This is a genomic window from Candidatus Pelagibacter sp. RS40 (assembly GCF_002101295.1).
GTDB lineage: Bacteria > Pseudomonadota > Alphaproteobacteria > Pelagibacterales > Pelagibacteraceae > Pelagibacter.
In genome coordinates this window covers 720,250-741,472 of sequence record NZ_CP020778.1, presented here as the reverse complement: position 1 = coordinate 741,472, position 21,223 = coordinate 720,250, and the positions used below count along the sequence as shown (strand labels likewise).

At 29.2% G+C, this 21,223-nt stretch carries 26 protein-coding genes and 3 tRNA genes; 11 read left to right on the top strand and 18 right to left on the bottom strand.

Going from position 1 to position 21,223, the window contains the following annotated elements:
- Positions 1-2 precede the first annotated feature (2 nt).
- The 15 genes from B8063_RS03965 to B8063_RS03895 all read right to left on the bottom strand — a co-directional run bounded on the left by B8063_RS03965 (position 3) and on the right by B8063_RS03895 (position 11,254).
- Positions 3-1,436, bottom strand: coding sequence for an exonuclease domain-containing protein (locus tag B8063_RS03965; RefSeq protein ID WP_085069706.1), 1,434 nt, complete (start codon positions 1,434-1,436; stop codon positions 3-5).
- A 127-nt stretch (positions 1,437-1,563) separates the two neighbouring features.
- Positions 1,564-2,250, bottom strand: coding sequence for a hypothetical protein (locus tag B8063_RS03960; protein ID WP_085069704.1), 687 nt, complete (start codon positions 2,248-2,250; stop codon positions 1,564-1,566).
- Positions 2,251-2,287: 37 nt separating this feature from the next.
- Positions 2,288-3,382 carry a DNA recombination protein RmuC gene (locus B8063_RS03955; RefSeq protein WP_085069702.1) on the bottom strand — a complete coding sequence of 365 codons (1,095 nt, stop codon included), beginning with the start codon at positions 3,380-3,382 and terminating at the stop codon, positions 2,288-2,290.
- 38 nt (positions 3,383-3,420) lie between these two features.
- Positions 3,421-4,098 (bottom strand): ATP phosphoribosyltransferase, encoded by a 678-nt coding sequence (gene hisG, locus B8063_RS03950; RefSeq protein ID WP_085069700.1) that lies wholly within the window; start codon positions 4,096-4,098, stop codon positions 3,421-3,423.
- Positions 4,091-5,143, bottom strand: coding sequence for an ATP phosphoribosyltransferase regulatory subunit (locus B8063_RS03945; protein ID WP_085069698.1), 1,053 nt, complete (start codon positions 5,141-5,143; stop codon positions 4,091-4,093). The genes hisG and B8063_RS03945 overlap by 8 nt, the downstream gene beginning before the upstream one ends.
- A complete protein-coding gene (gene hisS / locus B8063_RS03940; protein ID WP_085069696.1) occupies positions 5,121-6,509 on the bottom strand; it encodes a histidine--tRNA ligase in 1,389 nt (462 codons plus the stop codon). Before hisS ends, B8063_RS03945 begins: the two co-directional genes overlap by 23 nt.
- A gap of 4 nt (positions 6,510-6,513) precedes the next feature.
- A tRNA-His gene (locus B8063_RS03935) sits at positions 6,514-6,590 on the bottom strand.
- A 237-nt stretch (positions 6,591-6,827) separates the two neighbouring features.
- Positions 6,828-7,040 carry a cold-shock protein gene (locus tag B8063_RS03930; protein WP_085069694.1) on the bottom strand — a complete coding sequence of 71 codons (213 nt, stop codon included), beginning with the start codon at positions 7,038-7,040 and terminating at the stop codon, positions 6,828-6,830.
- A 129-nt stretch (positions 7,041-7,169) separates the two neighbouring features.
- Positions 7,170-7,245 (bottom strand) — tRNA-Phe (locus B8063_RS03925).
- Positions 7,246-7,251: 6 nt separating this feature from the next.
- On the bottom strand, positions 7,252-7,467 hold the full coding sequence (gene infA / locus B8063_RS03920) for a translation initiation factor IF-1 (RefSeq protein ID WP_075521815.1): 216 nt from the start codon (positions 7,465-7,467) through the stop codon (positions 7,252-7,254).
- The gene (hisD, locus tag B8063_RS03915; protein ID WP_085069692.1) at positions 7,468-8,733 is read right to left on the bottom strand and encodes a histidinol dehydrogenase; all 1,266 of its coding nucleotides are present in this window, start codon (positions 8,731-8,733) and stop codon (positions 7,468-7,470) included.
- Entirely contained in the window at positions 8,717-9,124 is a 408-nt protein-coding gene (locus B8063_RS03910; RefSeq protein ID WP_085069690.1) for a DUF2948 family protein, read from the bottom strand. The genes hisD and B8063_RS03910 overlap by 17 nt, the downstream gene beginning before the upstream one ends.
- Positions 9,124-10,386, bottom strand: a complete 1,263-nt coding sequence (gene murA / locus B8063_RS03905; protein ID WP_085069688.1) for a UDP-N-acetylglucosamine 1-carboxyvinyltransferase — start codon at positions 10,384-10,386, stop codon at positions 9,124-9,126. The genes B8063_RS03910 and murA overlap by 1 nt, the downstream gene beginning before the upstream one ends.
- A gap of 1 nt (position 10,387) precedes the next feature.
- Entirely contained in the window at positions 10,388-10,945 is a 558-nt protein-coding gene (gene dcd, locus B8063_RS03900) for a dCTP deaminase (RefSeq protein WP_085069686.1), read from the bottom strand.
- Between the two features lie 111 nt (positions 10,946-11,056).
- Entirely contained in the window at positions 11,057-11,254 is a 198-nt protein-coding gene (locus B8063_RS03895) for a hypothetical protein (RefSeq protein ID WP_085069684.1), read from the bottom strand.
- Between the two features lie 97 nt (positions 11,255-11,351).
- Here B8063_RS03895 and B8063_RS03890 point away from each other — a divergent pair.
- Positions 11,352-11,425 (top strand) — tRNA-Thr (locus tag B8063_RS03890).
- A 3-nt stretch (positions 11,426-11,428) separates the two neighbouring features.
- Here B8063_RS03890 and B8063_RS03885 read toward each other — a convergent pair.
- On the bottom strand, positions 11,429-12,148 hold the full coding sequence (locus tag B8063_RS03885) for a TVP38/TMEM64 family protein (RefSeq protein ID WP_085069682.1): 720 nt from the start codon (positions 12,146-12,148) through the stop codon (positions 11,429-11,431).
- Positions 12,149-12,231: 83 nt separating this feature from the next.
- On the opposite strand from B8063_RS03885, the gene rpmH reads away from it, so the two are divergent.
- From rpmH to B8063_RS03835, 10 genes are read left to right on the top strand one after another with little or no spacing between them, the layout of a single operon-like run.
- Positions 12,232-12,369 (top strand): 50S ribosomal protein L34, encoded by a 138-nt coding sequence (gene rpmH / locus B8063_RS03880; RefSeq protein ID WP_075521808.1) that lies wholly within the window; start codon positions 12,232-12,234, stop codon positions 12,367-12,369.
- On the top strand, positions 12,369-12,710 hold the full coding sequence (gene rnpA / locus B8063_RS03875; protein ID WP_075521807.1) for a ribonuclease P protein component: 342 nt from the start codon (positions 12,369-12,371) through the stop codon (positions 12,708-12,710). Before rpmH ends, rnpA begins: the two co-directional genes overlap by 1 nt.
- On the top strand, positions 12,710-12,958 hold the full coding sequence (gene yidD, locus B8063_RS03870) for a membrane protein insertion efficiency factor YidD (protein ID WP_085069680.1): 249 nt from the start codon (positions 12,710-12,712) through the stop codon (positions 12,956-12,958). Before rnpA ends, yidD begins: the two co-directional genes overlap by 1 nt.
- On the top strand, positions 12,948-14,630 hold the full coding sequence (gene yidC, locus B8063_RS03865; RefSeq protein ID WP_085069678.1) for a membrane protein insertase YidC: 1,683 nt from the start codon (positions 12,948-12,950) through the stop codon (positions 14,628-14,630). The genes yidD and yidC overlap by 11 nt, the downstream gene beginning before the upstream one ends.
- On the top strand, positions 14,631-15,479 hold the full coding sequence (gene argB, locus B8063_RS03860) for an acetylglutamate kinase (RefSeq protein ID WP_085069676.1): 849 nt from the start codon (positions 14,631-14,633) through the stop codon (positions 15,477-15,479).
- Positions 15,476-16,147: a pyrimidine 5'-nucleotidase gene (locus B8063_RS03855; RefSeq protein WP_085069674.1), complete on the top strand. Its 672-nt coding sequence runs from the start codon at positions 15,476-15,478 to the stop codon at positions 16,145-16,147. The genes argB and B8063_RS03855 overlap by 4 nt, the downstream gene beginning before the upstream one ends.
- A gap of 1 nt (position 16,148) precedes the next feature.
- Positions 16,149-16,979 (top strand): 2,3,4,5-tetrahydropyridine-2,6-dicarboxylate N-succinyltransferase, encoded by an 831-nt coding sequence (gene dapD / locus B8063_RS03850; RefSeq protein ID WP_157101714.1) that lies wholly within the window; start codon positions 16,149-16,151, stop codon positions 16,977-16,979.
- A 2-nt stretch (positions 16,980-16,981) separates the two neighbouring features.
- Complete coding sequence (gene dapE, locus B8063_RS03845) at positions 16,982-18,139, top strand: succinyl-diaminopimelate desuccinylase (RefSeq protein ID WP_085069670.1); 1,158 nt, start codon at positions 16,982-16,984, stop codon at positions 18,137-18,139.
- Positions 18,136-19,065, top strand: a complete 930-nt coding sequence (locus B8063_RS03840; protein WP_085069668.1) for a histone deacetylase family protein — start codon at positions 18,136-18,138, stop codon at positions 19,063-19,065. Before dapE ends, B8063_RS03840 begins: the two co-directional genes overlap by 4 nt.
- Positions 19,066-19,097: 32 nt before the next feature.
- Positions 19,098-19,577, top strand: a complete 480-nt coding sequence (locus tag B8063_RS03835; protein ID WP_075521799.1) for an SET domain-containing protein — start codon at positions 19,098-19,100, stop codon at positions 19,575-19,577.
- Here the strand turns inward: B8063_RS03835 and truA are convergent.
- Positions 19,567-20,307 carry a tRNA pseudouridine(38-40) synthase TruA gene (gene truA / locus B8063_RS03830; RefSeq protein WP_085069666.1) on the bottom strand — a complete coding sequence of 247 codons (741 nt, stop codon included), beginning with the start codon at positions 20,305-20,307 and terminating at the stop codon, positions 19,567-19,569. The genes B8063_RS03835 and truA overlap by 11 nt on opposite strands.
- Positions 20,300-21,220 carry a methionyl-tRNA formyltransferase gene (gene fmt / locus B8063_RS03825; RefSeq protein WP_085069664.1) on the bottom strand — a complete coding sequence of 307 codons (921 nt, stop codon included), beginning with the start codon at positions 21,218-21,220 and terminating at the stop codon, positions 20,300-20,302. Before fmt ends, truA begins: the two co-directional genes overlap by 8 nt.
- Positions 21,221-21,223: the final 3 nt, after the last annotated feature.

Here is a 21,223-nt window from a genome sequence, read left to right as displayed (position 1 = left end):
CATCATACATTTTCATATTTTTTCTGTATTGACATTGCGTAATTATTGAATTCATCAAGCAGATTTAATTTTTCCTCATCATTTTCATTTGTATACTTTTCTCTTAAGGTATCTATCTCAGTGTAAAGAGTAGGAATAGTCCACCATTTTTCTTTTCTTTCACTTAATATTCTTTTAGCGATATCTCTTTTCATAGATTTAAGTATCTCAGGTGGTAACGTTTCAGGTGCCTCTTGATAAATAATTTTTTTTCCAAAACCAACCAATCTATCATCTTCGAATTTGTCTAATAACTTTAATTTATCTTTCCATGATGCAGCATGCCAGGCTGGGAATAATGCGGTATCTTTGTTTGAGGTAAACTTTGTATAAATACTTTCTTCAGCATAAATATCTTCTTGTGATTTTGAGTGTTCTTTTTCCTCTGCCACCTCTCTTAAAGCAACAAGAATATTTTGAGAAAATTTTTCATTTTTTTGAACAATTTCTGCTCTTTTCTTTATTAAACTTTTATCCATTGCATTATAGGGTTCTGCTTTCATTCCATATTTTGCATCGACAATGATTGGAGCTTTATTTGATCTAATAGTTCTTAAAAACTTAGGTGATTTTTTCATTTCAACCTTTAATTCATTTATTGATAAATTTAACAATGGCTCAACATCTGTTCTTAAATCAACAGAATAATACCAACCTTGATAGATTGGATGCATGCAATATTTTGGATGCAGTGGAACTACTAGATGAAGCCGTGACTTTCCATAATAATATTCGTTTAAAGTAAAAATATCACCTTTTTTAATAATAGTTTCGGTATCAGATTTATTCGCTGTCTTTAAAAAATCATTCCAAGTATGTTCTTGTTTTTTTTTAACAATGCTTAAAACTTTAGCAGTCATTTCTGCATCGGCTAGTGCCGAGTGAGCATCACTTGAATCGATCCCCTGCATACGTGCAAGAGATTCTAATTTAAATACAGCATTATTTTTTTCATTAAATTCTACCTCTAAAATATTTGGATCTACTGCATAGGCTGCTCGGGCAATATTTATTCCATCATGTCTTTTATTTGGTGCTGCATTGGTTAAATAAGGATATCTTATACCTTTAAAGAATTCTTTTCTGATCATTTCATCATCAAAACCAATATTTGACCAACCAAGAAAGATTGCGGGACTCCATTTTTTGAAGATTTTCTCAACTTCGGCCAACATTTGATAATGACTTAAATTTGCTTGAGTAAGTTTTTTAATTGAGGTTTTATTTACAATTAATGCCATAGCCTGAAAGATTTCACCTTCTGGCAAACGACACCTTAAATTAAATCTGTCTTTTTCTTTAAAGTTTTCATCAACAAGTACTCCACCAATTTCAATTATGCTACCAAAGTCAGTGCTGGCGCTTGATGATTCTATATCCCAAATTGCTAAATTCATAATTTGATCCTTAAATTAGCTAAGTTTTGATGGGTATTTGGAAAGTTTTTGTTTGAACTAAACCTTTTGCATCTAAACAAGTAGCTTCTAGTTAGTAATATCTCTTTTATGAATTGGAAAATTAAAGTCAAGATATATTATTCATCTCGTAAAATTTTTTAACCCTTCCCATAAATAAATTTTGATACATTTCTAATTCGGCCCCTTCAATTTTAAATTCTTGAAATAAATTGTCTTTAGTACATAGAAGTATTATTCCTGCTTTCATTTTTGTTTGATGTACTACATCATGAGCTAAAGTGTATGCTCCAAGTTGTAAAAAATAATCTTGAATATAATCAACTTTTTTTGGTTTATTTGCTTGTTTAAAATCTACAACAACATCTTTTCCTTCATAAAAACCAATTAGGTCAGCTGTACCTGCATATTGTTCAGGGTAATAAAGTGTTTCCTCCATACCATAAATTTCATGTAATCTTCCTTTAATTCCTTTTTCAATTATTTCTTTTGCCATATTTTTATATTGCTCATTCGTTTCAAAAAAACTTTCGTTAATTCTTCCTCTTAAAAAATCTTCAATGTATGAATGCATTGATGTGCCTCTGGTTGAAGCTTCGGTTTTTATTCTATTAGCTTCTTTGTGACCAACTCTTTCTTTCCAATTTGCAAGAGCCGCTTTTTCTTCCTCAGATTTGGTAGCACTTAAAATAGTTGTTACACTTGGTAATTTTTCATCTCCAAATAAATATTTTCTATATCCATTCTCTATTGATCTTGATGACTTTGGGTAAGTATATTTATTATTCCACTCCATTAAATTTCTTATATTTGGATTTAAACTAAAAATGAAACTAATTTTTGAGTTGTTTTGGATGGTTCTCTAGTCTTTCAACATTTTCAGTTTTTATAGCTTTTTCTATTTGTTCAGGATCTTTAATGTTTTCTAGTGTTCTTGTAATTGATCTTGCATCCGTTCCAAATTTATCAACTACAGTCATTGCTTCTTCTAATTTTTTTCTAAGTGAGATTATATTATCAAAATGTTTAGCAAATCTTGTACTTATTGTTTTTAAATGATTATAAATTTCAGTTGCACCCTTTTGGACTTTTAGAGATTGAAAACCCATATGTAGAGATTGAAGATATGCTGAGAGTGTATTTGGTCCACAAATTACAACTTTATATTTTTTCATTAGTTCTTGAGTTAATAACTCTTTAGTACTTGGATCTTGATATTCAGTTAACTCTTTATACAAACTTTCGGTAGGAGCATATACAATTGCAAAATCTGTTGTTTTCGGTGGAACAATATATTTTTCATTCACACTTTTTGCTTTTGCTTTAAATGCGGATGCTAGTTTTGTTTTAGCATCTGCGACTGCTTTTTTATCATCTGCATCATAACCATCTGTAATTGCTTTATATTTTTCAACTGGAAAATGGGAATCTACTGGAACCAAAACATCTCCTTGAAGTTTAATTGCAAATTCAACATTCTCGCTGGTACTCTCCTTCATCTTCACATTTGTCATAAATTGTGAGGCTGGCAATAAATCTTTTATCAAAGCATCCAAACTAAATTCTGCCAAAACTCCATATTTCTTCACACCTGCTAAGATTTTAGTTATTCCTTCTTGGCTTTGATTTAATAATTGTACTTGCTGATTAAAATTTCCAACTTTTTCATCCACTTTTGTTAGTGCTTCGGTCATGTCTTTTGTAACACCAGTTGACAGGTTATTAAATGAAGTCGACATTGCACCAAGTGAGCTATTAATAGTAGAATTAAGCGTATCTTTTAAACTTGAAATTTCTGATTTTAGATTTGCAATTTCCTCTGCTTCCTTTTTTTCATCTTTTTTTTGGTTAGATTTCAAAATTATGAACAGTATTGCTAAAGCAACACCAAATATTAAAACTAGAATAATTAATAAAATTACATCCATGATTCGTAAGTAGTTATTAATAATAAGACTAAAGTTTTTTATTTTGAAATCAAATTAATAACTTTTTTAATTCCCTTAATTTTCACACTTTTTTTAGATATCATTAAACAAGCTTGAGATTTTAAAATTTCACCATCTTTAAGAATTCTAAGATTATTAGCCCTTAAAGTTTCTCCAGTTGAAGTTATGTCTGTTATGATTTCAGAAGATCCTGTAAATGGATAAATTTCTGTTGCACCAAGACTTTTAACTAACTTAAATTGAGTTACACCTCTTTGAAATAGAAATTCCCTGGTTAAGTTAGGATATTTAGTTGCAACTCTTAATCTACTTTTCTTTTTATCTTTGAACTCAAAAGCTATTTCTTCTAAATCAGCTAATGTCTGAACATCAATCCAATCATCAGGAATAGCTATTACTAATGTTGCATTGCCAAAATTATATTTTTTTTTAACTAAGATTTGTTTTTGAATATTAATTTCACTTTCTTTCAGTAAATCATAGCCTGAGAAACCAATATCTAGAGATCCATCTCCTAATCTTTCTACAATTTCTCTTGCATGTAGGTAAGTAACATTAATATTTTTAAATCCTTTAATATAACCAAATAAATCTCTCTCTCCTCGCTCAGATAAAAGTTTTAATTTTTTTTTTGAAAAAACTTTTAAAACATCTTTTCTTAATCTTCCCTTGCTTGGTATTCCAATATTAATCATTTAAATTTATTGCAGCTCCTACCGCTGGTATTTTTTTGTTTGATCCAAGATCTCCAATTAAATTATCGTACCTACCACCATTGATAATATTTATATTTTTAGATTTTTTTTTAATTTCAATTTTAAATACAAGGCCAGTATAATATTCCAGTTGCCTTCCAAATGAAGCTGAATATCTAATATTTAATTTTGAGACTTTGTTTTTAGTTATTGGAAAATAGTTATTCTCAACTCGTAAATTAATTTTATTTTTTTTAAAAAAATAATTTAATTTATTTGCTGCTTGATCTATTGAACATTTTATTTTGAGAAAATCTTTAATGATTTTTGCAACATTTTTTCCTTTTTTGGCTCTTCTTGGATCTTTTATTTTATTATTAAACCTCTCTAAAATTTCATTAACAGATCTTCCTGCAATCATTTTCAATTGATCTTGTTTAAGCATTTGTTGATATCTTTTTTTATCAATCTCAACAATTGTCGGATCAACATCGGAATTCGTTTCAAGACGTTTTAATAATTCATTAAAATAATTTTCTCTCCAAAAATGTCTTTGAAGTCTCAATCTCCATCTCTTTGGAATATCCAATTTATTCAAAAGAAGTTTGAATATCTCTACATTGCCGATAGTGAGACTTCCTGAAGTATAGTTAAATTTTGATAAAGATTTAATAGCAGTTTCTACAATTTTTTTATCATCTTCTTTTTCTTTTTTGGAACCAATGATTTCAAATCCGATCTGATTTCTTATTATAGGATCTGTTCTGTTCAAAGTTTTCCTAAATGCTTGACCATTGTAAAATACTTTTCTAGTACCTTTTGCTTTATCGTTTAAATATTTTAAACAGGATGCAATCGTTAAGTCAGGTCTTAAACAAAGTTCATTTCCATTTTGATCATTAAAAGAGAATATAAATCTTCTAAAACTTTCACCTGATCTCTCCACAATATGATTAGTTTCAATAACAGAGTCTAATTCAATATATTTGAATCCTTTTGATCTTACAGATTTAAGAATATTTTCAGATAAGTTTTTTGATTTCATTTATAAGTTCATTTCTACTTATTGAAAGTTGATCGTTTTCTTTTGAAGAATTTAGTTTTTTTATTGTTAGCTTTTCATCTTTAAACTCGTTTTCACCACAAATAATTGCTAAATCTAATTTTTTTCTATCGGCATACTGAAGTTGTTTTTTAAGATTTTTGTTTTGATCTAAATATATTTCTGCAGGAATATTGTTATTTCTTAATTCATTTACTATTTCATAATATTTTTGAATAAATTTTTTATCTAAAATACATACTAATACTGGTTTAGTTTTATTTACTTTAATTTTTCCTAATTGATTAACAGCATATAAAAGTCTGTCTATGCCGATAGACATTCCGCTCCCTTTGTAATCAGCACCTTTAAATCTTGCAATTAAGTTGTCATAACGCCCACCACTTGCAACGCTACCAATATTTATTTCTTTACCTTTCGCATTTGTTACCTTGAAGTTTAGATTAGTCTCAACCAAGAACCCTGTATAATAGCTAAGACCCCTAATTTTTGTAACATCAATACTAATTGAATCTTGATTGTTTCCAAAAGATAATACCTCAAATAACTCCTCTAATTCATTAATTCCTTCAATTGATAATTCATTTTTAAGATTAAATTTTAAATCTTTTATCTCTTTTAAATTAAGAAAATTTATTATTTCTAAAACTTGATTATCTGATAGATCACAACCTTTAGTGAAAGCACCAGATTGATCTTCCCTTCCCTTTTTAAGCAATTCTTCTACACCTTTAATTCCTAACCTATCTAATTTATCTATCGATTTTAGAACTTTGTATTGTTTATTTTCTTCAATTTTAAGATCATTAATTAAACCCTGAAGAATTTTTTTATTTGAAACATTGATAGTGAACTGTTTATCAGTAAGCCCAATTTTTTTAAATGACTCGCTAATAATATTGCATATTTCTGCATCAGCCTGTGATGGGTTTACATCTCCAATTATATCTGCATCTAACTGAGCAAATGAACGGAACCTTGCGCTATCTGCCTTTTCTTGTCTAAATACATTTCCATAAGCAAACCTTTTATAAGGAAATACTAAATCTCTAAAATTCTCTGCACAAAAGCGAGCTAAAGGAGCACTTAAATCATATCTTAATGTTAAAGACTCTTTTTCATTCACAAATGAAAAAACATCACTCATTGGGTTGGTTTCGTCTTCTGCTAGAAATGAACCTATATTTTCGCTCTTTTCAAATTCTGGGGTCTCTAATTGCTCGAAACTATAATTAATAAATACGTCTTTTATAGTATCTACTAATTTATTCTTAAGATTTAGTTCATCACCCCAACGATCTTTGAAACCTTTAGGTAAAGAGGCTTGAAGTTTTTTTTCTTTATTCATTTTTTGGTACACGGGGACAGATTCGAACTGTCGACCTTCGGTTCCACAAACCGCTGCTCTAACCAACTGAGCTACCCGTGCTCCTTTTTATTGTTTTATACTAATTGTGGAAAAAATTAAATTTATAAATAATTAAATAGCTAGCGTGCAGCCAGCATGGAAATGATGTCTGTGTGTAATTCTAGATGTTTCAGTTTTTTTAATCATCGGTGAGTGGTTTAGCATTTTAAATCTAAAATGCAATACTGAATTGTATAGGAATAAAAATGCTAATTTAGCAATTTATCCCTATACAAATGTTTTAAATGAAATAAATTTTTAAGAAATTTTCTTTAAATTTACTGCGCTTGGACCTTTGTCTCCGTCCTGAATTTCGAATTCTATTGCATCATTTTCATTCAAAAAACGAAGTCCTGCTTCACGAACTGCGCTCGCATGAACGAAACAATCCTTTTCACCGTCTTCTCTTTCTATAAAACCGTAGCCCTTCTTACCGTTGAACCACTTAACTTTACCTTTTAATGTACTCATACTTATATTTTACTCTTTCTTATTAGTTTATTTACTCGCTAATTAAATTAGCAGTCGCTGAGTATAAGAAATTGCCAGATATAGCAAGATTATATTTGGTCTGGATTTATTTATTTTACCACCAAGATGTGGTGGCTTCGGCGGGACTCGAACCAGCGACACAAGCCTTTTCAGGGCTCTGCTCTACCACCTGAGCTACGAAGCCATCATTTTAAGATCTAAAAATTATCCTACCTTTAGATAAATCGTAGGGACTAACTTCTAATTTAACTCTGTCACCTTGTAAAACTCTGATACGGTTTTTTCTAAGTTTACCTGCAGTATGAGCGGTTACGTTGTGCCCATTGTCTAGCTTTACTCTAAACATTGCATTTGGAAGCAGGTCAGTTACGACGCCTTCAAATTCTAACGTATCTTGTTTTCCCAATTATTTACCTTTCATTCTAGATCTAATACTTTGAGCATGATTATCTAGATCTTCATACTCAGCGAGATGTGTAGCGGATTCTCCTAATTTCTCAATACCTTTTTTTGTAAGAGTTATATGGCTAATTTTTTTATAAAACTCACTTGAGTTTAGTCCAGATGAAAACTTTGCAGAGCCTAAAGTTGGTAAAACATGGTTAGTACCAACATTATAATCTGAAACAGCCATTGGAGAATATTTTCCAATCATAATACTTCCTGCATTATAAATTTGATTTAAATACTTTTTATAATTAGGCACGTTAATTTCTAAGTGTTCAGGAGCTACTTCATTAATTGCCTCTATTATTTGCTTATCAGTTTGAGCTAATACGATTAATCCATTATTTTTCAAACTTTTTAAAACAACAGTCTTTCTCTGAACTTTTTGTATCCTGCCTTTAATTTCAAGATTAAATTTATTTACTAATTTTTTATCTTTTGTAATTAAAATAGATTGTGAGTTAACATCATGCTCCGCTTGACCAATCATAGATGTTATAACTTGATTTAGATCAGTTTTTCCATCTGCTAATACACAAATTTCACTAGGCCCAGCTACCATTCCCTCTGTCCCAACATCACCAAAAACTTCACGTTTGCTTCTTGCAACATATATATTTCCAGGTCCAACAACTTTGTTCACTTTTTGGATATATGCTAAACTTGCTATAGCTTGTGCCCCACCCATAGAATAAATTTCCTTAATTCCAACTTTTTTAGCTGCATAAAGAACAGCGGGGTTAAGTTTTCCATCAAGTTTTGGGTTAGCTAAAACAATTCTTTTAACACCTGAAATTTTTGCAGGCACTGCATTCATTAGTAATGTAGATGGTAAATTAGCTGGAACATAAATTCCCACTGACTGTAAAGGCACATGCTTATATTCAAGTTTATTTTTTAAATTATCTATATACTTAATGTCTTTTGGTTTTTGTAGTGAATGAAACTTAAAAATTCTATTATATGCTAAATCGATACTTTTTTTAATCTTAGGGTCTAATGCTCTTATTGCTTTGTTTACTTTATCCTTTGAAGGTACAATCTCTGTATTTTTACTAAATTTTTTCTCATACTTTAAAAGAGCTTTTTTGCCATTTTTTCTAATATCTTTTATAATTTTCGGGACAATTGAAGTATCTACCTCTTTTCCAGATCTTCTTTTATCTAAAAAGGATAGTAGTTCTCTTTTATAATTTTTTTTCTTACAACTAATTACTTTTATCATTCTCTATTTTTTGATCTTCCAATACTGCTTCTATAATTTCAGAAGTGAGTGTTATAAATCTATTTTTTGAAAATAATAGGGTTATTTCAAAATTATGTTCTCTTTTAAATAAATCTATTGCTAACAATTCAAGTTCTGTTTCTGGTTCATTTTGATCAATATTTTTTGATTTAGAGGATTGAACAAATTCAAACTTTATAATGCTATTTATTATTTTATTGTCATCTTCATTTTCTCTATCTTTTCTTAAAATTGAAATTAGAAATATTCTATTTGAAGGAAGGTATTTAATATCTGATATTTTAACTTTACCTTCAGAGCAACATGCAGATATCATTTGAAGATCTTCTGGAGATTGAGCAATAATTTTTTTTAAGAACTTTTTATCCATTAAGATAATCTTTTTATTCTAACTCCAATTTTTTTCAGTTTATTTTCAATTTTTTCATATCCCCTGTCTAAATGGTATATTCTATTAATTACTGACTGCCCCTTTGAAATAATTGCAGCCAAAACTAAAGCAACAGAAGCTCTTAAGTCACTGGACATTAACTCTGCCCCGGTAAACTCTGTATTGCCTTCCATAGTCGCTTTGTTATCTTTTATAACTATTTTTGCGCCTAATCTTCTTAACTCAGCGACATGCATAAATCTATTTTCAAAAATACTTTCAGTTATCGAGCTTCTTCCATTAGCTTTGCACATCAAAACCATAAACTGTGCTTGTAAATCAGTTGGAAAGTTTGGATATTCTTTTGTAAAAATACTATTTATACTTTTAATTTTTTGTGGCCCTTTAATCTTTATTTCGTTTTTATTCGTCTTTATTTTTGCACCAGATCTTTTTAATAGATTTAATTCTGTCTGGATCAATTTTGGATTAAAGTTTTTAATTGTCAAATCACCTTTTGTTAAAGCTGCTGCAACACAAAAAGTTCCTGTTTCTATTCTATCTCCCATTACAGAATAAGTGGTTGGGTTCAAGGAATTTACACCAATTATTTGGCAAGTCCTTTTTCCAATCCATTTTATGTTTGCGCCTGCCGATTTAAGAAAATTTGTTAGATCCTTTATTTCAGGTTCAATCGCACAATTTTTTAATGTAGTTTTTCCTTGTGCTAAAGTGGCTGCAATAATTGAATTTTCTGTTGCTCCAACACTAATTTTTGAAAACTTAATCTTTGTGCCCTTTAGTTTTCCTTTTGAAGTTGCATGAATATATCCTTTTTTAATTTCGTATTTCATTCCAAGTTTTTTAAGTGCACTTAGATGATAATTTACTGGTCTTGCCCCGATTAAACATCCTCCTGGTAATGATGTTATAGATTTATGATATTTTGAAATTAAAGGTCCCAAAACCAATATACCTGCTCTCATCGTTTTCACTAGCGAGTAAGAAGCAAAATAATTTTGTTTTTTTGTTTTGTAAATTTTTACAGTTTTTTTATTTTTTGAGAATTTAATTTTTGAACCAAGAGACTTAAGCAGATTTAACATTGTATCTATATCTCTAACCCTTGGAAGATTTTCTATAACCACAGGTTTATCAAATAATAATGTTGAAGCTAAAATTGGTAATGCTGCATTTTTTGAACCACTTATTGAGACTTGTCCCTTGACTTTACAAGGACCCGTAATCAAAAACTTGTCCATTTTATTTTATTTTTGCGACCTGAATAGTTGTTTGACCCTGATATTTTCCGTTCTTAGATTTATATGTAGTTTCTGGTTCTGTCTCTGATTTAAAAAATAAAAACTGAGCTATTCCTTCATTAGAATAAATTTTTGCAGGATTAGGTGTTGTATTACTTAGCTCTATAACAATATTGCCTTCAAACTCATTTTCAATTGGAGTTACATTACAAATAATACCAGTCCTAGCGTAAGTACTTTTTCCAACACAAATACAAAGAACATCTTTTGGAATTCTAAAATATTCAACTGTTTTTGCTAAAACAAAAGAGTTAGGTGGAATTATGCAGTGAGGGCCCTTTCTCTCAATAAAATTCTCATCAGAGAAGTTTTTAGGGTCTACTAAAGAACTATTTACATTTGTAAAAATTCTATATTCATCTGAAATTCTAACATCATAACCCATGCTACTCAATCCATAAGATATTTTTCCCTCAGAAACTTGATGATCTAAAAACGGTTCGATCATATTGTGTTCTTTACACATTTTCTTAATCCAAGTATCGGGTTGAATGGACATATCTATTTATTATTTTTCTTTTGTTTCTTTTGAAAAATTTTTCTCTTTTTTAAATTCTTTTTTAATGCAATTTCAAGTTTACTAAGCTTATCCTTCTTAGAATTCATTGAATTACTTTTTATCAGGATTTGTAAGGTGATCTAAAGTTATAACTTGGTCTATAGGAATTGTTTTATCTTCCTCTTTTTTTACTTCTCCATGCTTTGCTTGTTTTTTAGCTCTTTTTTCAGCAAGCTTCTTCTCTCTTTTGGCTTGCTTCTCCATGGCTTTTGCGCTTCGAGTAGATTTATAGTCGTAGTGAATTCCCATAGCATTTCCTTAAGAATAGATATAACTCATTTTTGAAAAAAATTAAGGCAATAATTTGAAAAAATTAATTTTATACACTAAATTTAAAATAGAATTAGCCCCTATAGTTAAATGGTATAACACATCCATGGTAAGGATGAGTTTCCAGTTCAATTCTGGGTGGGGGCACCAGAATTATTTTGAGTAAAATTTTTTTCTTAAAAGAAATCCAATCAAAACTAAAGTTATAATTCCTATAATTGGTAAATAGATATCTGGTGTCAAAAGTAATTGTAAAAGACTAGGTGCCTCAGAATTTTCCTCCAAAATTTTATTTAGGCCAGCTCCTAGAGAAGCTCCTGCAAACAATTGGGGCGTCATTCCAATAACTGAACCTAGAAAGAAATTTCTTATCTTGACATTAAAAATTGTAGGTAAAATATTAGATATGAAAAAAGGTATACCACCTATAAATCTATAAATTAAAAAAAATGTGAATTCATTCTCTTTAAATTTTTCAGTTAAATTATTAAAACGAGATGAAAACTTATCTTCAATTAAATCTTTTAAAAAATAATTAGCAAACATATACAAAAATGTTGCACCAATTGATAATCCAAAAACAATTATTAAAGTACCTAGCCATTTACCGAAGATAAAACCCCCTACCAAAAAAACTGGGGACCCAAATCCCAATAATAAGACCCAAATAATTGTTCCTAATAGAAATAAAATACTTGATATAAAAATATTACTATTTTTAACTTGCTCTAATGTATCTCTATTGTCTCTGATTAATTCGTAACTTGAGAAATCTTGAAATGAAAATTTGCTAAAAAAGAACCATAAAAAAATAGATACAATCAAAATATAAGCAGAACCTAAAAATATTTTAATTTTTTTTTCCTTATTCATTGAGCTCTAATTTATTAAAAATCGCTGTACTTATATATATTTATTTGTATAAGTACGTGAATTTAACAATAAATTAACTAACCATGAAACGTACATATCAACCAAGTAATCGAGTTCGTAAAAAATCTGTGGGGTTCAGGGCTAAAATGAAAACCAAAGGTGGAAGAAAAGTTCTTAAAAGAAGAAGAGCTAAAGGAAGAAAAAAGTTAACTAATGCTTAATGAAAAGCAAAATAGTAAGCCTTTCTAAAAACGAAGAATTTAAATCAATCCTTAGTGGAAAAAAAATATCCAATAAATATTTAACAATTTTTTTTAAGAGATTATCTGGTAAGAACAACAAGAAATTAAATATTAGCTTTGTAACTAAAAAGAAAATTGGTAACGCTGTTAGTAGAAACAAAATAAAAAGAAGACTTAAAAATATTATGAATGATGCTGTGAAATCAATTAATATAAACTTTAATTATTCATATCTTTTGATCTCTCGAAAATCTGTTTTGGATGACAATTATAAAATTATAAAAGAGAAAGTTTTTCAAGATTTTGAAAAAATAAAATAATGAGAGTAATTAATTATATTTTTATTTTTCTAATTAAGGCTTACAAATTTTTATTAAGTCCCTTTTTTTATAATTCGTGTAAATTCCATCCAACTTGTAGTAGTTATTGTTTAGAATGTTTTGAAAAATACAATTTTATTAAAGCAATCTATAAGTCGTTTCTAAGAATTTTAAGATGTAATCCATGGTTTGGTCATGGAGGGGATGATCCTGTTGAAAAGATAAGAGGTAAAAAAATTGGATTCTAAAAATGTCATAGCAGCAATTTCATTGAGTGCAGCGGTAATAATAATTTATGGATTATTTTTTGCTCCTCCACCTCCGGATCCAAAAAAAATCAATAATGAAAAAAATAATATTGTTGAATCTACGAGTGAAGCACCATCATTAGATCAAAATGTTGAGGTTTCAAAAATTTCTCGAAATGAGGCTATTAAAAATGAAGATAGAGTTCAATTTGAAAATAGTACAGTAATTGGATCAATTTCTTTAGTTGGTGGATCAATAGATGATTTAACATTTAAAAAGTACACTAATACTCTAAATGGTGATGATAACGTTATTTTATTAAATCCAAAAAAGGTAGAGGATGGTTATTATATTGAAACCGGGTGGGCAACAGCAAACAAAAATATTAATCTTCCTAATTCTAAAACAATTTGGACAATTGAAGGAAATAATAAATTAACCCCTAATTCTCCAATAAAGCTCTCATGGACAAATGATCAAAATATTAAATTTATAAAAGATATTAGTATTGATGATCAATATTTATTTAAAGTAAACCAAACAATAATTAATAATTCAGAAAAAACTTATAATTTTTACCCCTATGGCCAAATTATAAGAAACCTAGCACCAGAAATAATTGATTTTTTTATTCTACATGAAGGTCTTATAGGAGTGTTTGATGATCAATTAGTAGAGGAAGACTATGATGATATAGAAGAAAAAAAATTTTCAATTAATGCTGATAAAGGATGGCTGGGAATTACTGACAAGTACTGGATTACAAGTTTAATACCACAAGAAAATAGAAAATTTAGAACTGACTTTGATTATAAAAATAAGTTTAGAGCAAACTTTATTGAGACAAGTGCAACAGAAATTGGAGCTAATGAAACAAAATCTAATGAGATTAAGATTATAATAGCAGCAAAAGAGGTTGATGTTATTGATGGATACGCTGAAAATCTCAATATAAGCAAATATGACCTAGCGATTGATTGGGGTTGGTTTTATTTCTTAGTTAAACCACTTTTCTTCTTAATAGACTATTTTTTCAAACTGACTGGTAATTTTGGTATAGCAATCATTCTAATAACTATTTGTATTAGAATAGTATTTTTCCCACTTGCAAATTACTCATTTAAATCAATGGCAAAAATGAAAGTTCTACAACCTGAAATGACACGACTAAAAGAACTTCATAAGGAAGATAAAATGAAACTCCAGCAAGAAATGATGGCATTGTATAAAAAGGAAAAAGTAAATCCTGTAAGTGGATGCCTTCCAATTTTTATACAGATACCTTTCTTCTTTGCAATTTATAAAGTTTTGTTTGTAACTTTAGAAATGAGACATCAGCCTTTTTATGGATGGATAAAAGATTTAAGCGAACGTGATCCAACTTCAATATTTAATTTATTTGGGCTTATCCCATGGGACCCACCATCATTTTTACTTATTGGTGTATGGCCGTGTCTAATGGGTCTGAGTATGTATCTTCAACAAAAACTAAATCCAACTCCTCCTGATCCAATTCAGGCAAAAATATTTGCGTTCTTTCCTTTGTTTCTTACAGTTATTTTAGCACCTTTCCCGTCGGGCTTGGTAATTTATTGGACAATTAACAACATACTTACTATGGCACAGCAGTACGTCATAATAAAAAGAACTACTGTAAAAACTGCTCAATAGATGGAATTAGAAAAAATTCTACCTAACAATGGACCTTCCATTGATGAAGTAAAAAAATATACAACTAAATACTCAAACGACATCATTGTTATAAAATGTGGAGGATCTGTACTTTTAGAGAAGAATTTATTTAATCAATTCATTGAAGATATCTCGGTAATTAATAAATTAGGTCTTTCTGTGGTTGTAGTTCATGGTGGTGGAAAAAATATTCAAAAAAAACTTGAAGAGCATAATTTAAAATCTGCATTTATCGATGGATTGAGAGTAACTGATGAAAAAACAATTAAAATTGTAGAAGAAGCTTTGCTGGAACTTAATTTTGAAATTTTAAGTGAGATAAACAATCATCATGCAAATTCTGTAGCAATCAGTCCAAAAAAAAATAATGTAATAAGTGTAACACCTGAAAGAAAGGAGTTAGGTTTTGTAGGAACACCTACTGAAATCAAGAAAGATACAATTCTAGAAATTATAAATGAAAAGAAAATTCCTTTAATTGTTCCGATGGGAATTGGTGAAGACAACAATATTTATAATATCAATGCAGATGTAGCAGCTGGAGCAATTGCAAAGGAGTTAAAAGCCAGAAGGTTATTATTAATGACTGATGTTGAAGGTGTATTAGACAAAAGCAAAAATCTAATTTCTGAAATAAATTCTTCAATAGCAAATGAAATGCTTAAAAATAAAACGATCGCAGGTGGAATGATACCTAAGATAAAAACATGTTTAGACGCTGTAAATAATGGTGTTACTGGAGTTGTCATTGTCGATGGCAGAAAACAACATTCTATATTATTTGAAATCTTCTCAGATAAAGGAGCTGGCACTTTAATAAGAAAATGAAAAATTTAGCTAATATTAAAAATATATTATTTGATTGTGATGGTGTTTTATACCAGGATTTAGAGGCAGTTTTTGGTCAAGTTAGCAAAAAAATGACGGAGTATATTTCTAAAAAATTAAATATTGATTTAATAAAAGCAAAAGAACTTCAAACGAATTATTTTCATAAATACAATACAAGTCTAAATGGTCTGATGATACATCATGATATTCCTCCTAGAGAATTTTTAGATTATGTTCATGATATAGATCTGTCGTTTTTAGAAAAAGATAAAACTTTAAGGTACGAGTTAGAAAATATAAAATTAAATAAATATGTTTTTACAAATGGAAGTAAAGAGCATGTTAAAAATATAACCACACATCTTGGAATAGATGACCAATTTGATGGGGTATTTGATATAGTTGATGCAGAATATCATCCTAAACCAGAAGCAAAAGCATTTGATCTTATGGTTCAAAAGTTCAAAATCGATCCAAATGAAACTCTTTATATAGAAGACATTGCAAAAAATTTGTCCATTGGAAAAGAAAGAGGAGCAATTACAGCTTGGTTAATTAATGATGAATACTGGGGTAAAAAAGAGTCTGAAAAAGATTACATTGATTACAAAATTGAAAATCTCTCTTTATTTTTAAAAGAAATAAGGTTATTAAAAAACTCATAAAATTATGAGTATAGAAAACATTATAAATGAAGCTTGGGAGAAAAGAGATCACGTAAATCAAGACTCTGATCAAAATTTAAAAGACACGGTTAATCAAATTATTAACGATCTAGATAGTGGAAAAGTAAGAGTAGCTGAAAAAATAAATGGTGAATGGGTTACACATCAGCATATTAAAAAAGCTATTATGCTTAGTTTTAGAATTCATGGAATGGAGACTCTGGCAGGGCCATATTCGAGTTGGAGAGATAAGAGTAATATTTTAAAAGGCAAAACAGCTGGCTGGGGAGATAAAGAATTTGAACAAGCTGGATTTAGGATGGTTCCAAATTCTCCTGTAAGAAAAGGATCATTCATAGGTAAGAATGTAGTTTTGATGCCATGTTTTGTTAACATTGGTGCATACATTGATACAGGAACAATGATGGACACTTTTAGTCGTGCTGGAAGCTGTTGTCAGATAGGAAAAAACTGCCATATCTCAGCAGGTAGTGGCGTTGGTGGTGTACTAGAACCAGCACAAGCATTACCAACAATTATTGAGGACAATGTTTTCTTAGGTGCAATGTCAGAGGTGGTCGAGGGAGTTATTGTAGGTGAGGGTTCAGTTTTAAGTATGGGAATGTATATAGGTCAATCTACTAAAATAGTGAATAGAAAAACTGGTGAAATAACATATGGAAATATTCCACCTTATTCAGTAGTTGTCCCGGGCTCATTACCAGATAAAAATAATGCTTCAGCACCCTCATTATATTGTGCGGTGATAATTAAACAGGTTGATGAAAAAACAAGATCAAAAACATCTATCAACGATCTTTTAAGAGAATAAAAATGTTAAGACTAAATGAACTTCAATTAGCTAAGGAGCTAATTAGATTTCCTTCTGTTACGCCAGTTGATGCAGGAGTAATGGGTTTTCTTGAAAAGAAATTAAAAAAACTTGGATTTAAAACAAAAATACTTGAATTTAAGGAAAAAAATACAAAACCTGTAAAAAATCTTTACGCAAGACTTGGAAACAAAAGTCCAAATTTTTGCTATGCAGGCCATTTGGATGTGGTTCCAGCTGGAAATTTAAAAGATTGGACGGTAAATCCGTTCAAACCATCTATTAAAAAAGGTCATTTAATTGGTAGAGGTGCCAATGATATGAAAAGCTCTATTGCAGCATTTGTTACAGCTGTAAGTAAATTTATTCAAAAAAATAAAAAATTTAATGGCTCCATAAGTCTGCTGATCACTGGAGATGAAGAGGGTGTTGCAATTAATGGAACTAAAAAAGTTGTAGAATATTTAAAAAAGAAAAAAGAAAAAATAAATTTTTGTTTAGTTGGTGAGCCAACTAATCCAAATAAACTTGGAGAGATGATTAAAATCGGTCGAAGAGGTAGTATAACTGGGAAACTAACTGTCATTGGAGTACAAGGTCACGTTGCCTATCCAAACAGAGCAAATAATCCATCAACTGCTCTAGTTCAAATTTTAAAAGAATTAAAAGGAATTAAATTTGATAAAGGAACAAAAGATTTTCAACCTACAAACTTAGAAATAACTAAAATTAATATTGATAATTCGGCTGACAATGTAATTCCTGGTTTAGCGTACGCAAGCTTCAATATTAGATTTAATAATAAACATTCATCTAATACGTTGAAGAGTAAAATTAATAAAATTGTTAAAAAAATTTGTAATAAAAATAAATCAAAATATAAAATTGAATATAATGTTTCTGGTGAAGCTTTCTTAACCAGTCCAAATGAGACTACCTACATGATACAAAATACAATAAAAAAAATTACAAAGATTAAACCGAGGCTATCAACAACTGGTGGTACATCTGATGCAAGATTTATTCGAAAGATTTCTCCATGCTTAGAATTTGGTTTAGTAGGAAAAACAATGCATAAAGTGGATGAAGTTGTTGCTCTTAAAGATTTAAAAAAATTAACTTTAATATACTCAAATATTTTAGAAAATTATTTTAAGTGAAAACTGGTCTAATTACTTCAGATACTTATCAAAATCATAATACTGGAGAAGGACATCCAGAAAAAATAGATCGTGTTACGGCTGTAATAGAAAATTTTAAAAAATTAGATAACAAAAATCTTGTTTGGAAAAAACCATCAAGTTTTGAGCAGTCCATTTTAATTAAAACCCATACAAAAGATTATATTAAAAAAGTTAACTTATCTTTTCCTCAAAGTGGTTTAAAATTTCTTGACGGTGATACAGTTGTCTCTCCTGGTAGTAAAGATGCAACGAAAGATGCGGTAGGATCAATAATATCGGCAATTGACGGCGTTGAAAAAAAAGAATTTAAAAACGCTTTTTGTTGTGTAAGACCTCCTGGACACCATGCCGAAAAAGAGAAAGCAATGGGATTTTGTATATTTAATAATGTTGCTGTTGGAGCAAATTATTTAATAGAGAAATACAAATATAAAAAAATTGCTATCATTGATTTTGATGTACATCATGGAAATGGTACTCAAGATATTTTTTATAACGACAAAAATGTTTTATATATATCTACCCATCAGTATCCCTACTATCCAGGTTCTGGCTCAGAGAAAGAAAATGGAAAACACAATAATGTTCTTAATATTCCTTTAGAAGCGGGCACTACTGGAAATGAGTATCTTAATGCTTATGAAAAAGTTTTAGATAAATTAAAAGAGTTTAAACCAGCATTTTTACTATTTTCAGCAGGATTTGATGCACATATTGATGATCCACTTGCTCAATTAAGATTAAGTTCAGAGGACTTTTATAAGATTACAAAAAGAACATTGGAAGTTTCAAAACCTTTTTGTAACGGAAATATTGTATCTATACTAGAAGGTGGATATGACCTTAGGGCTCTTCAAGAAAGTACTCAACGTCATGTAGATGCACTTATCGAATTTAATTGATTAATTAATTCATATATCTAAATAGAAACTTAATGAAATTGTACAAAATTAAAAAATCTGACATCGATAAAAAAGGTAAAGGTCTTTATGCATCAAAGAATATTAAAGCTGGAACAAAAATAATAGATTACATAGGAAAAATAGTTACTAATAAACAAATCGATGAGTCAGATAAATATGACAATTCTAAACCCATTTATCTTTTCACTCTAAACAAGAGGTATACTTTGGATGGAGATTTCTCTTGGAACATAGCAGGATTAATAAATCATTCATGTGAAAATAATTGTGAATATGAAGGAAAAGGTTTGAAAATATGGGTTACTGCTATCAAAGATATTAAAAAAGGTGAAGAGCTAACTTGCGATTATGGGTTCGGATATGACAAAGATTACAGGCAGTTTCCTTGTAAATGTAGATCAAAAAATTGTTGTGGCTATATAGTTAGAGCAGAATCAAGATGGAGAATAAATAAAAAATTTGCAATGAGTAATAAGAAAGCTAATAGCTAACCTTTTCTAAATAAAGCCCATGTGCTGGGGCTAGTGGTGCACAATTTTTTCTATCTTTTGAATTAAAGACATCTTCAAATTTTTTTAAATTCCATTTATTTTCAGATAAATATTTTAATGACCCTACCATGGATCTAACCTGGCTTTTTAAAAAGGACTGGGATTGAATTCTAATTTTAATTTGTTTTTTTGATTTTAAAATTTGTATTTTTTTTATAGTTCTTATTGGGCTTTTCGCACCACAATTTGCTGCTCTGAAGGTAGAAAAATTGTGTGTTCCGACTAATTTTTTAGCACCTTTTTTCATCAAATTGAGATCTAATTTATTTCGGATATTCCATTCTCTATTGTGATTTATTGTTGACGGAGATTGATCATTTCTAATTATATATAAGTAAGTTCTCTCTTTTGCAGAAAATCTTGAATGAAAATCATTCTTTTTTAATTTTATTTTAAGAATTGAAATACTTTTTTTATTTAAAAAAAAATTAAGGGATTTGACTAGTTTATTAATATCTTTTATTTTATTTTGACAGTCAAAGTGGGCTGATTGTTCTAAAGCATGAACACCCTTATCAGTTCTTCCAGATCCGTGAAGTTTAATATTTTCCTTTAATAGTTTTGAAATAACATTTTGAATTGTTTTTTGAATTGAATTTCCCTTTTTCTGAGTTTGCCAACCAATAAATGAAGTACCAACGTATTCTATGAGTATTTGATATCTATTCATTTTTTAAGATGATCCCTTTTTTTAGTTTGCTACCTAAAAGAAAATCCCTAGTTTTTTGTGGCTTTTTCCCTTCTCTCTGAATTTCGGTTACTTTGATTGATTTATTGCCACAAGAAATCGTTAGTTCATCGTCAATTATTTCACCAGGTTTCATAGTAGTTTTTGATAGAGTGGCTCTCAATATTTTGTGCCTATCATTCTCGAAACTAAACCAAGCACCAGGTTGCGGATACAATCCATTTATCTTTGCCAAAATTTCATCAGCTCCATTATTCCAGTTTATTTTACCTTCAATTTTTTGAATTTTTTTTGCATATGTAGCCATTGAAGAATCTTGTTCTTCAAAATTAACTTTTTGTTGCAAAATATTTTCAATATTAGTTAATATTTTTTCAGCAGCCAAATTTGAAAGCCTATCAGCCAAACTCTTAGCATTTTCGTTTTCCAATATATCTAATGAATATTTGTTACAAACTGGACCCTCATCTAACTTTGGATTTATTTTCATAATACTTAAGCCTGTAATTTTATCCATATTGATTAACGATCTTTGTATGGGTGCTGCTCCTCTCCACTTAGGCAGCAGAGATGCATGAATATTTATAAAACCATTTTTGCTTAAACTTAAAATATCCTTTGAAAGAATTTGTCCATAAGCAACTACAATTGCTAAATCCAAATTTAAAGATTTTATGTAATCTATTTCTTTTTCAATATTTTCAGGTGTTTTTATTTCAATGCCTAATTCTTCAGATAATAAATGTATAGGAGATTTATTTAATTTATGTCCTCTATTTGACTTTCTTGGAGGTTGACTGAATACACAAGATATTTTGTAATTACTTTGATGGATAGATTTTAAGATAGGAACTGCAAAATTAGGTTTCCCTAAAAAAGCTATTTTTTTATCCATTTA